Source organism: Aerococcaceae bacterium DSM 111021 (assembly GCA_020112395.1).
Lineage (GTDB): Bacteria > Bacillota > Bacilli > Lactobacillales > Aerococcaceae > Ruoffia.
Window position 1 is genome coordinate 574,659 of record JACCEK010000001.1, and the last position, 13,034, is coordinate 587,692.

The following is a 13,034-nucleotide window of genomic DNA, read 5'->3' on the forward strand; positions in this document are numbered from 1 at the left end:
GACATATTATTGGCTCGAAAATTAATTGATGAATTACTTGACGATTTAATTAATACAAACTATTTCTACGAGATTAATAAACTCCATTATTTAAAAGGCAAGGCAATGATTGCGGATGGAAAGATTGATAAAGGCAAAAAATTAGCTCAACAGGCAATCGATACCATGTATCAATTAAAAAATGATTCACTTGGCCGATCTCATCAAAAATCTTTAAATGAACTCATAATTTCCATTGAGTTTGAACTAAAGGAAAACTCTCAACACAAAAAAATTATATTATAAAAAAAGCATGTGGCTCGTGAATATTTCGGCCGATTTTGAGCCACCATTTCGGATGTTGAGAGCCACCGTTTCGGACAACGAGAGCCACTCTCTTTATCATTTTCATCAGGGTAAACTTAAAAGAGAATTGACTCAAAATAAGTCAATTCTCTTTTTAATTAGTCGATTCTTTCGCGCATCGAACGCTCACTTTGAATTTCTATCTTTTTAGATCTACTGACTAAACGGTCTAATATTGCATCTGCAACCGCGCCACCTCCTAGTCGTTCATGCCAACCTCCTACTGAAAACTGGGAACATAAAATAGTTGCTTTCGTACGGTATCTTCTTTCAATAATTTCCAACAACTCGGCTGCCTGAACAGTGCTTATGGCCATTAGGACCCACTCGTCGATGATGAGTAAATCGAGACGTTCATACCGATTTAATAGCTTACTGAAAGTGGCCTCCGCTTTGGCTAAAGCAATTTCTGTTAATAAATCAGGAAGCCGAACGTACTTCGTGCGCATTCCATGTAAACAAGCTTCATAACCGAGTGCACAGGAGATATAACTCTTTCCAGATCCAGTGGGACCAACAATAATCACGTTGTGAGGCGCTGTAATGTATTTGTTGGTCTTTAATTCTTGGATTAAGTCCTTATTAAGTCCACGGTCTGAATAATATTTAATCCCATCGATGTATGCTTGGTTTTCTGGTAAGTGGGCATTTTGTATGAGTCGTTTAATTTTCGAATCGTACTTCACGTCTGCTTCACGATCAATTAAGTGAGCAAGGCGCTCTTCGAATGTCCACTGAGTATATTCGGACACATTATTTTGTTCTTGATAAGCTTCTGCCATGCCTTTTAGGCGTAATTGAATCATCTTTTCATAAGTTTATTCATTCATGATTTAGTCCTTCTCTCCGTAATAATCTTGTCCACGTAAATAGACATGTTGGCTGGTATCAGACTGATTAGTCGGCTGCTGGCTGTAACCCGGTTGATTTGTTGACTGTGCTTCAATGATTCTTTTAATATTGCGATACCTAGGGGTGTGGATAATACTGATTGCTTGTTCACAAGCAGAATCTAATTGCTTCTCGGTATATTTATCAGTCAGTTTAAGTATCGAAAGGCAACCATTAAAGGCCTGTTGTTCTATTTTATAATGATCAAGTAAGCGCTCAATGACTAACGCGGTATGCGGGCCTATATTATTTGCCCACTTGATAAAACGATGTCGATTCCAGTCGCCTGCTTGACGATGATTGATAGGCATATGCTCCTCCACTGTAACGTATTGACCTGGTCGGCCATGGCGACGCCGATGACTACATACACGTGCATGTTGATGAAAAATTTCGATTCGATTCTGTGTTATTCGAACTCGCACATCTTTTTTGATATAGTGATAGGGGACCGAATAGTAAATCTTATCAATGGCGATATGGTAGTTATACTGGACTCGGGCAGATTTCCAGACACCATATTCATACGCTTCTTTGGGTAGTGGTTGAAGATACGTTTTTTCTTCAGTTAAGAAAACCTCTAGTCGGGACCCTTTCCTTTTTTGGAACCCCTTCTCATTGATATTGACTAATAACTCAAGGATCCGCTGATTAAGATCATATAAATTAAAGAAAGTTTCGTGTCTTAACTTAGCGATAATTTGAGTGGTGATTTGACCGACAGCGCCTTCAACCGATGCTTTTCCTTTGGGTGTTCGAGGCTTCGCTGGGATAATCGCAGTTCTATAGTAATCAGCCATCTCTTGATAAGCCGCATTTAAAACAACTTCACCCCGTTTAGGATGCTTAATTACACCTGTTTTTAAATTGTCGCAAATAACTATTTTAGGGCTACCTTGGATAAACTCAAATAAATGAACATGCGCATTAATCCATTGTTCTTCTTTCATATCTAATGTGGCTTCTACGTAAGTCAACTGACTGTAAGGTAACGTGGCAACAAAGAAAAACACTTTTTGTGTCTCCCCAGTCTCTGAATTAACCACATGATATGTTGTACCAGCCCAATCAACTTCAGCTTTTTCACCCGCAGTATGCTCAAAATACATCGTGGCTTTAGACTGTTCAATCCCTCGATTTAAGTGGGTACAAAATTGCGTATATTGATAAGGAAGCTGCTTACCCACGGTATGACACTCTTTCACATACTCTTCCCATAACAACTTTTTAGTGACGCCTGGCTTCTTTAATTCACCCATTAGATATTCAACATCCATTGGATAATAAAAGCTTGCGCTGTCGCCTCTCACCTCAGGAAAAAGTTTCGACTCTAGCTCCGCTTCAGTGTGTCCACTGATTTGATCCCAATCTAATTGAGCGGCTTTCCTCGCATTGATTACTTTTGAGACAGTATTACGAGAGACAGAAAGTATCTTCGCTATTTCTCGTTGAGAGATACCGGCATGTTCATACCGAAGTATCTGTTTATATTTTTCCATACAAAAACCTCTTTCTATAAAATGTGTCGTAGGATAATACCTACATACATATTTTATAAAAAGAGGTGGCTCTCACACAGCGAAATGGCGGCTCTCCTTTAGCGAAACGGTGGCTCTCTATAAAACGAACTAAGTGGCTCCGCCACAACGTAATATTCAGCTCGTTCAAATTCAAACGAGCTACATGCTTTTCTCTATACTCTCACTAATCTCTCAACTTTAAAACTCCCGGCGGTAAATAAAACAAGTCCGTATAAGGCGATAATTGGAATGTTTGGTAATATAACTCCTGTATCTAATGATTCGAACAACCAATAAAATGGGGAGAGATATTGAATGAACGAAAATGACGTCATGTCAATTACGCCCATTCCCATGAAGGCTAGCATGATTGATAATACGATCCCTACAATCAAAATCATCTGCTCATTTTTGAATAACCTGAATAGAACCATGGTTAATCCAACATTAAAAATACAAAATGCCAGAATTGAACTGACTATCAATGGAATTTGACTGATTGTAATTCCAAATAATAGACAAATGATGAGGACTACCAAGATAGACGATATAAAATTGTACAGTGTATAGGCACTTAAAACACTTCCTAGTATTTGCCAACTACGTGCATTGGTTACTATACTTCGAGTTAAGACACCATCACTTCTCAATTTATTTAAATCACTTCCGATCAGACTACTTGAGTAACTCATGAAGAAAACCGCCATAAAGATGATAAGAACCAGTCGCCCATCAATCGGCGTATAACTTTGGTTAATAGTTGGCTGAGCTACTTGAATAGCTTCAAAGCTCACACCCGCCTCGGCAAGTGCACTCTCGGTCATTACTTCGCTCAATATTGCCGTAAACTCTGATTCAAAGAAAATGTCATTGTTCTCTCCATTAATACTATGCGTTTTTATACTCACCCCTTCTTCAGGAAAGGCAGCAGGAATCTCATAGACCATAGATATTTCACTTTGGTCTAATTGTTCAAAAACTTCGATCTCATCATCGGTAAAACCAGCTTGAAAAGTCTCACTCAGTTTTGGATAGACATTTTCCTCCACAAATGCAGAATGATTAAGTACCACAACGTTTTCTCCTAGACTCGCGGTTGAATCTGGAGTCTGAATGAAAATCAACCCACTAATCATAAACAGTGGCATTATAAATGTCATAGCCACAAGACCCATACTTTGAAAAATCCGTTTAAAATGAAACCACGTTAATTGGATGAATTTCATGATGGTTTCAACTCCCTTCTTGTTCTCAGTTGAATAACGATGAGTGTTAAGATAACACCGACAATCACTATCCCGAAAGCCAACCCTATATGATTATTCCATTGTTGATTGATAATGTAATCATACATAGGTTCGGAAAATATCTCCCGGTAATAATTCGTACTTAAAAAATCTTGAAAGTTCTCACCTAGTAGTCGATCAATTGGCATAAATCCAAAAATCATAAATATCATTGTGAACACTTGATAAACCACATTGGCATACTTATCTGGTATGAAGTAGAACAAGACATTATTTAATACTTGGAATAAAAAGGCATATAATGTCAGCCATCCGAGATAAAATAATGGATTACCCACAAAGGTGTTCCCATCAATTAAGTGCCAAATAATCATATAAATAGCTCCCAATAAAACAAACATTATCGTATCACTTGTAATGCCATAGATAACATCTTTAGCTGGCGTCAGTGGTAAGACACCGATTCTCTTTCTGAGCCCTTTCATTTCTTCTTTGGTCTTCATTCCCACACTCCCAGCGAGTGATAAGATGAATATATAAATGAGCCCCGAAACAGATGTGAACTGATTGCTTGTTAATGAGGACTGCGATTCATATTGTTGTTTTTCAAAAACCTGTTCCGCACTTAAACTAGCGACTCGGTCTAATGACACTACGAGTTGTTCGACTATCGCTTGATCATTGATTGTTGCCATCTCATTGGCTAACGCTTGTTGATTCACGAGTACATTTTGGTATTCGGTAATCATTTGAACTAATATTGTCTCTTGGGAAGCTGAAGCATTTTCTTTCGATTCAACCTCAACTAAAGTCTCTTCTAATCTTTGGCTATATTCTGGTTGAATATGAATGATAAAGTCCGCTTCTTCGCCACCTTCAACAATATCAACATAATTCTGCATAGCCTCAGTATTGAGCGTATCTACTAATGCTTGCCCTGTTCCTCCATTGTCTCCATTATTAATACTAACTTCAATAGGATCACTTGTCTCTTCAGGTACAAAGAGCGAACTAAAGGAGAAGCCCATTAAAAAAGAGAAAAAAACTGGCATGACAACATACATTGCTAGAAGCGCCGGCCATTGCTTAGCATTTGCTCGCATGTTTGTTTTAATGTAAATCCATAATTGGCTCATAGAACGCCCTCCTTAATCTCGTAATGTTTTTCCGGTTAGTTGCAAGAATGCTTCTTCCAGACTCAAGGCTTCTTTATTTAATGTGGTTAACTCAATATTATTTTCGTTGATTAAAGACATTAGTTCTTTTGTACTGAAATCTACTGGATCCACTATTAAGTGGAACTTATTATTTTCACTAACGACTTGTTGAATACCAGTTAAATGAGTGGATAGTTTCTCTTCAAAATCAAGGGGCGCTTGTTCAACTTCGATATACCATTTTACAGTATCTTGAACTAATTGCTTAATCTCTTCTTGAGTTCCATAGCCAATGCGCTGACCGTTATCAAGAATGAATAAACGATCACACAAGGCTTCAACTTCTTCCATATAGTGGGATGTATATAAAACTGTCATTCCATATTCGCTATTCATATGTTTAATAAATTCAAAAATCTTGTTTCGCGATTGTGGGTCAACTCCTACTGTTGGCTCATCAAGGATTAAAAATTTTGGATGATGTAATATTGCAGCAGCAATATTTAATCGTCTTTGCATTCCTCCTGAGAATGTTTTGACTGCCTTCTTCGTATGTTCCGTTAAACCAACAACTTCAAGCGCTTCTTTTATACGTTCTTTTAATAGCTTTCCAGATAAGCCGTATAAGCCCCCAAAATATTCTAAATTCGATGTAGCATTTAGTTCTTGCATCAATGCAATTTCTTGAGGCACTAAACCAATTTGCTTACGAACTTTTACTATATCTTTAGGTACAACCTGTCCACCTACAGAAATATCTCCCGAATTATATTGTTCTAATCCAGTTATGATATCAATTAATGTAGATTTCCCTGCTCCATTTGGTCCGATTAATCCAAAACACTCTCCACTTTCAATTGCAAAAGAAATATTCTCCAACACTTGGTCTTTTCCATAACTCTTGTAAATATTATTAATTTCTACATAGCTCATTGTGTGACCTCCTCTTAATTTGTAACTTAAGTATAAACGAATCTTGATTCTATGCCTATTCACTCAAGTCACTCTCTAAAGTGACTAAAGTCATTACTTCTTAATTAATACAAAATATTTGTTCTGGATAACCGCCATCTGAATGTATGGAGTACAATTCCTCCCACAATTCTGTATACTCTGTCTTACTCCTTCTAATCACAAGTTCAAAAAAACCTTATTTGTTGCTTAAATTGTAGCAACAAATAAGGTTAACACTTAATTCATCATTCCATTCTCGAAGGCAAAGATTGCGAGCTGGGTACGATCACGTAATTCAAGTTTATTTAATATCGTACTGATATTATTTTTTACCGTACCTACTGAGAGAAACATCTTCTCAGAGATTTCTTGATTATTCAACCCACTTGCAATGAGTGTAATCATATTTACTTCTTTCTCTGATAATTCAAAATCATTACTGCTAAAATCTTTGCTTTGAAAACCAGAAACCTTTGATAACATGGCTTGACTAATCTTTCCATCGAGTACGACATTGTCATTATAAACAATGCGAATACTTTCATGAATTTCATCATGACTGCTGTCTTTTAATAAGTAGCCTGAAGCACCTAACTGCATAGTTTGGGATATGTATTCCACATCTTGAAATGTCGTCAATATTAATACTTTAATTTTGGGATGATTTTTCTTAATTAACTCTGTTCCCTCAATTCCATTCGAATCTGGCATCCGGATGTCCATGAGTACGACATCCACTTCATTTTGGTTACAAAATTTTGCAGCATCTTTTCCGTTGATTGCTTGGCCAACAATATCGATATCATCAAAAGTTCCTAATAGGATAGCTAAACCGCCTCTAATTAGCTGTTCATCGTCGACCAATAGTACTTTTATTGAATCAGTCATTAGTATAGCCTCCCTTCGGTAAAACAATTCTAATTTTAAAACCTTTATTAATGGCAGAATGCATATGAACTTTCCCACCTAATAACTTCGTACGTTCTCTCATGCCAGTAATACCCATTTGAGGCTTAATAACATCCGTACCTTTTCCATTATCAGTCATGGTCAGAATTACAGTGGAGTCAGTAAAATGACACTGTATTCTCACTTCTTTGGCATCACTGTGCTTATTACTATTCCCTAAGAACTCTTGAATCGCACGCACAAATAGTAACTCCTGCTCTGGGGATAATTCCCATAACAGTTGATTATTATTAAAGTATACTTTAATTGGACTATTATGTTCAAAGTCAGAAATAATATTATGTATATTCTCAATGAATGCGATTTTTTGATAATGCTGTGGTTTTAATTTATGAATGACTTGGCGAACATCAGCCAAACCATCTTTGGTAAACTGATGCAGTTGCTTTAACATAGCTGATGCTTGTGGTGCATTATCTTCAGTTAACTTCTCTATGGCAGCTAATTGAATGACAATGGTTGATAAGGTATGGCCAATTGAGTCATGTAAATCTCTTGAGATACGATTTCTCTCATTCAAAGTATGGATTTCCTCCATAGCGATCATCTGAGATTTTAAAGCAATGAGATTGCTTTCTTGTTCATCAGTTTGACTACGGAAGTTGTATAGAGATATTTCTTGTTCCTCCACTAACATATATTTCTCAGTCATATTTACACATAAGATAATCACTCCAACTGTAAAGATCAAATAGTCCGCATTCGGCCAAACCGTTACACTTGTCCAGATAATAACTGTAAATAACGATAAGAATGCCAATAATATGGCTGTCTTTTTTCTAGTATATAATTGGCGCAATTCTATCGTCAAAAGACCTAACATCAAAAATGGAAATTTAGGCAGTATCGCGATATTTATTAAAGCCATGATACATAATATCATGCTATTTATTTGTCTATTTTTCTTACTTTCAGTATAAAACCAACCTAAATGAAAACTAACAATCCATATAAAAAACCAAAAAAAGTTCATTCGCCAAAATTCTTCTAAAGGAATAAATTGGATAATACTTAATAATAACAGTATGTACTTAATGACTAACACAGACTCACCTCATCTCTTTTCATCTTTTAATATAACAGATGAATGAATTGAATGATAGAAATTGCTTAATTTCTATTTTACATTTGAAAAAAGCCACCAATTAGACAAGATATTGTCTAATTGATGGTTTTTAAATTTTCTAACTATTCAGCAGCTTCTGCAAAGTACTCTGGGAAGTTTGCTTCCACAATTGTGTGACAACGGTGGCATAATTCTGGTGCCTCTTCAATTGTCCCAACTTCTGGTCTAACTGCACGACAACGGTCACAAGTATGTCCTTGAGCTGGTTCTACTTTAATGCCATATCCATCGTAATCAACAGCTGAATCATTCGCTTCATCAGTTAATTTTAAGTCAATAGCTGACACAATTAATAATTGATCTAAATGGTCACTTAAAGCATTTAACTGATTGATTGTATCCTGATCAGTATAAACAGTAACTTTTGCTTCGAATGATTTCTTAATTGGATGTTCTTCATTGTTTTTAGCTTGTTCTAATCCCTTAGCGACAGCAGATTCAACATTAAAGAATACATCCCACTCTTTGATTGTTTCTTTGTCTTTAGCAACATCTTCGAAACCAGGCATATCTTGTAATTGTACAAAACTAGTAACTCCTGGTAACTCACGCCAAGCTTCTTCCATTGTGTGAAGTAAGATTGGAGACATTAATGGAATCAAGCCTTCAAGAATTGTATAAATTACAGTCTGCATAGCACGACGCGGTTTAGATTCTGCAGCTTCAATGTAGACAACATCTTTCGCGAAGTCTAGATAGAAAGCAGACATATCAACTGTAATAAAGTTAATAATTTTCTTGAAGATATTAGAGAATTCATAATTATCATATGCAGTACGAACTTCGTTAACTAATACGCGGTATTTAGCTAAGATATACTGATCAACTTTATCTAAGTTCTCTTCAGCTATCTTGTCTGTTTCAGGGTTATAATCATATACGTTCGATAACATGAAACGAACTGTATTACGGATTTTACGGTATGACTCTGATACTTGTTTTAAGATATCTTTAGAGATACGTACGTCATTTTCGTAATCGACACTTGATACCCATAAACGGATAATGTCTGCTCCTAATTCTTTCATAATTTCTTCTGGTGTAATGACATTACCAATTGATTTACTCATCTTTTGTCCTTTACCATCCATAACGAATCCTTGTGATAGCACTGATTTGTATGGTGGGTGCCCGTTAACAGCTACAGAAGTAGTCAGACTTGAGTTAAACCAACCACGGTATTGGTCAGATCCTTCTAAATACATGTCAGCTGGAAACACTTGATCCTCACGTGTTTGTAGAACGCCTGCATAAGATGTACCTGAATCAAACCATACATCCATAATGTCCTTCTCTTTAGTAAATGTTCCGTTAGGACTTCCTTCATGAGTGAATCCTTCAGGTAGTAAATCTTTTGGTTCTGTTTCAAACCAAATATTCGACCCAAATTCTTCTACTAAGTTTGCTACATGCTCAACTGTTTCTTTTGTAAGAATTGGTTCACCATTCTCAGCATAGAAGATTGGTAATGGAACTCCCCAAACACGTTGACGTGAGATAACCCAGTCACCACGATCACGAATCATATTAAAGATACGACGCTGACCTGATGGGTGGTACCATTTCACTTCATTTTCAACTGAATTCAGTAATTCTTTACGGAATTTATCAATTGAAGCAAACCATTGTGGTGTTGCTCGATAAATAACGGGTTGTTTTGTACGCCAGTCATGTGGGTAACTATGCTTATAATTTTCGTGGAATAATAAAGCTCCACTCTCACGCATTTCTTGAACAATTACTTTGTTCCCTTTAAGGTAGAACATACCTTCGTAACCTGGTGCTTCTTCGGTAAAATGACCACGATCATCAACTGGAGAAAGAACATCTAAGCCGTATTTTCTACCAATAATGTAGTCATCCTCACCATGTCCAGGAGCCGTATGAACAACACCTGTACCTGCATCTAATTCAACGTGGTCACCTAACATCACTAATGATTCACGGTCATAGAATGGATGTTGTGCTGTTAAGCGGTCGAATTGTTCGCCTTTATACTTCGCTTCAACTGTATAATCTTCCCAACCAATCTTGTTGGCAGTTGACTCTAATAATGCTTCAGCGATAATATATTTATTGTCTTGAACATTTACTAACACATAATTTGCATCGGCCTTAACTGATAGACCTAAGTTAGCTGGTAAAGTCCAAGGCGTCGTCGTCCAGATGACGAACTTAGCATCTGCTGGAAGTACATCCCCACCATCTTTCACATCAAAGCTCACAAAAATAGATGGTGAAGTAATATCTTGATATTCTACTTCTGCTTCAGCCAAAGTAGATTCACTTGATGGTGACCAATAAATAGGTTTTAAGCCTTTGTAGATATAACCACGTTCAGCCATTTCACCAAACACTCTAATTTGTTGTGCTTCATATTGTGGTTTAAGTGTAATATAAGGGTTATCCCACTCACCCGTTACTCCAAGACGCATGAAGTCAGTTTTTTGACTTTCGACTTGCTTAAGTGCATATTCTTCACATAATTTTCTGAATTCAGCAACTGTCATGCTCTTGCGGTCTACGCCTTCTGCATTCGCTAAAGCTTGTTCAATTGGTAATCCATGTGTATCCCAACCTGGAATATATGGTGCACGGTGTCCAGACATAGAATGGTAACGAACGATAAAGTCTTTAGTTACTTTATTTAACGCATGTCCCATATGTAACTTACCGTTAGCAAAAGGAGGTCCATCATGTAAAATCCAAGCTGGACGAGAAGCATTCTTTTCTTGAATCTTCTTATACATTTCTTCCTCTGCCCATTCATTTTGTAATTCTACTTCTTTAGTTGGTAAATTAGCACGCATTGCAAATGCTGTTTTACCAAGATTTAATGTATCTTTTAATTTCATTATAATCTCCTGTCTTATCTAATTATTTATATATAAAAAACGCCCCTCAAAAAGGGACGTTATAAACGCGGTACCACCCAAATTAATAAGCACCTAATTTAAGCACCTATTCACTCTTCATGGTAACGCTATTTAAGCGGCAATGATTACTTATTTCATCATTACATAACTGAAGATGATATTAATAATAGTAGTGACTGCCAAGCTCCCACCGCTCTTGACTCGCTAAAAGTATACTATCATTAATGTGTTCTTCTTAATCTTTAGGTAATTCTATTCTAATTGTTTGTCCAAGTACGCTTTCACGACGTTGTGCAGCGCGCTTTTCTCTCTCTGCTTCAGCTTGTGCTTCCGCATCAATCATTGCTTCTAACTCAGCATGTTTAGAATCAGACTCTTCGACCTGAATATTATTGTCATTAAGCAATTCTTCAGTAGCAACATCCTCATTAGTATCTTCAACGTCATCATACATTCCGTATGTCGCTGGATAATCTACTTCAGGTGTTGGTGCAGGTAAGTCTTGAATCTCTTCTGCATAACGATCGTTAGTAATTTGGTGAGCTGCTTCAAAATCAGCACTATTCTCTTCCTCGAGGCGGTCAACACGGTGCGTTGCACGTTGATTTGCTGCTTCATGAAAGTGATCAGGATTGAATTTTGATTCAATCTCCTCATCAAATAATCGATGATATTCTTCGCTAGTTACAACTTCAAGTTGTTGGCGAATCATTTGTTCTAACTTAGTACGGTAAGACTTGCTTGAACGACGCAATGCGTCAGATTCTGTAACGATATTTTTAGCTGTATCAGACGCGCTATTAATCATACGATCTGCTTCACGTTCTGCTTCAAATAAAATCAGTTCTGCTTCTTTACGCGCATTTTGTTTCAATCGATCTGCAGCCTCTTGAGCTACTACGATTGAACTGTTTAATGAATCTTGTAATTGTGCGAAGTATTCATTTTTCTCTCTTGCTGAAGCTAAATCTTTCTTAAGCTCGTTGTTATCAGCAATCAGTTTTTCAAAGTCCGCTACAATTATATCTAAATAATCATTGACCTGGTCTGAGTCATATCCGCGAAACTTTGAGTTAAATTCTTTATTTAATATTTCATTTGGTGTTAATGCCATGAATTTACAAATCCTTTCAAATATATTCAAGTTAGGTACTTCTTATTTTAAAAGTACATTGACGTTTAATCGATAATTATCTTTCTTAGTCATACCCTCAATATCGTTAATCCAGAAGCGTCCAAATTTACGTAATGAGACGATATCATTAATTCCTATCTCAACATCTGGTCTCACCATTGGAACGAAATTCACTTTCACATCACCTTGTGATACTGAATTTTTCGCACGCTGTCTAGAAAAATTATAGACCTTGCTTAATAAAGTGTCAAGCCGTAATGAGCTAGAAATAACAAGCTTTGATTCCCATTGTTCTTCTGAAGTTAATATCTCTTCAAAAGATAGCTCTTCCAATTGTACTCCAACGTTAGCGATTTTGGTTACTTGCCCTTTAAGATACTCACTTATTGACGCATCTACAAGTGCATGCCAATTAGTTCCATCAGTTATAATATCTCCAATACGCTCTCTTTCAATCCCCGTTGATATAAACGTTCCAAGAATCCTACCGTGAGTTAACTTACCAAACTTTGCTGGGAAGTTAATATTAAATAGAATCATTGAAAAGTCTTCATCATTCGGTTCATAGTATTGAGGATAAATACATGCTTGCTTACGTTCAGCGCCTTCATATCCGCCTTTGAACGTAACAGATAATTCTTCTCTTCCTCCGACAAGTTGTTCGACAATCATTTTTTCACGTGGAGTCAAAAAAACAGTTGTATAAGGTGCATAAGTTAAATCTACTTGATCCAGCCAACCAAAGACCGTATCTATAAACGGTTGCTCTTCAGGTCGATAATGCTGATATATATCTTGTATCATTTAATTCACC

At 36.6% G+C, this 13,034-nt stretch carries 11 protein-coding genes; 1 reads left to right on the forward strand and 10 read right to left on the reverse strand.

Annotation, left to right across the window (positions count from 1 at the left end; all coding sequences use genetic code 11):
- Nucleotides 1-9 precede the first annotated feature (9 nt).
- The gene (locus HYQ40_02685) at nucleotides 10-285 is read left to right on the forward strand and encodes a hypothetical protein (GenBank protein ID MBZ6526667.1); all 276 of its coding nucleotides are present in this window, start codon (nucleotides 10-12) and stop codon (nucleotides 283-285) included.
- A 158-nt stretch (nucleotides 286-443) separates the two neighbouring features.
- Here HYQ40_02685 and HYQ40_02690 read toward each other — a convergent pair whose 3' ends face one another.
- The 10 genes from HYQ40_02690 to HYQ40_02735 form a co-directional block, all read right to left on the reverse strand.
- A complete protein-coding gene (locus HYQ40_02690) occupies nucleotides 444-1,151 on the reverse strand; it encodes an ATP-binding protein (GenBank protein ID MBZ6526668.1) in 708 nt (235 codons plus the stop codon).
- A gap of 27 nt (nucleotides 1,152-1,178) precedes the next feature.
- Nucleotides 1,179-2,735 (reverse strand): IS21 family transposase, encoded by a 1,557-nt coding sequence (locus tag HYQ40_02695; GenBank protein ID MBZ6526669.1) that lies wholly within the window; start codon nucleotides 2,733-2,735, stop codon nucleotides 1,179-1,181.
- 194 nt (nucleotides 2,736-2,929) lie between these two features.
- Nucleotides 2,930-3,982, reverse strand: a complete 1,053-nt coding sequence (locus HYQ40_02700) for an ABC transporter permease (protein ID MBZ6526670.1) — start codon at nucleotides 3,980-3,982, stop codon at nucleotides 2,930-2,932.
- Nucleotides 3,979-5,139, reverse strand: coding sequence for an ABC transporter permease (locus HYQ40_02705; GenBank protein ID MBZ6526671.1), 1,161 nt, complete (start codon nucleotides 5,137-5,139; stop codon nucleotides 3,979-3,981). The genes HYQ40_02700 and HYQ40_02705 overlap by 4 nt, the downstream gene beginning before the upstream one ends.
- 12 nt (nucleotides 5,140-5,151) lie before the next feature.
- Nucleotides 5,152-6,093, reverse strand: coding sequence for an ABC transporter ATP-binding protein (locus tag HYQ40_02710; protein ID MBZ6526672.1), 942 nt, complete (start codon nucleotides 6,091-6,093; stop codon nucleotides 5,152-5,154).
- 258 nt (nucleotides 6,094-6,351) lie between these two features.
- Complete coding sequence (locus tag HYQ40_02715) at nucleotides 6,352-7,002, reverse strand: response regulator transcription factor (GenBank protein ID MBZ6526673.1); 651 nt, start codon at nucleotides 7,000-7,002, stop codon at nucleotides 6,352-6,354.
- On the reverse strand, nucleotides 6,995-8,128 hold the full coding sequence (locus HYQ40_02720; GenBank protein MBZ6526674.1) for a sensor histidine kinase: 1,134 nt from the start codon (nucleotides 8,126-8,128) through the stop codon (nucleotides 6,995-6,997). The genes HYQ40_02715 and HYQ40_02720 overlap by 8 nt, the downstream gene beginning before the upstream one ends.
- A 143-nt stretch (nucleotides 8,129-8,271) precedes the next feature.
- Nucleotides 8,272-11,064 (reverse strand): isoleucine--tRNA ligase, encoded by a 2,793-nt coding sequence (gene ileS / locus HYQ40_02725; protein MBZ6526675.1) that lies wholly within the window; start codon nucleotides 11,062-11,064, stop codon nucleotides 8,272-8,274.
- A gap of 256 nt (nucleotides 11,065-11,320) precedes the next feature.
- Complete coding sequence (locus HYQ40_02730) at nucleotides 11,321-12,199, reverse strand: DivIVA domain-containing protein (GenBank protein ID MBZ6526676.1); 879 nt, start codon at nucleotides 12,197-12,199, stop codon at nucleotides 11,321-11,323.
- Between the two features lie 42 nt (nucleotides 12,200-12,241).
- Entirely contained in the window at nucleotides 12,242-13,024 is a 783-nt protein-coding gene (locus tag HYQ40_02735; protein ID MBZ6526677.1) for an RNA-binding protein, read from the reverse strand.
- Between the last annotated feature and the right edge of the window lie 10 nt (nucleotides 13,025-13,034).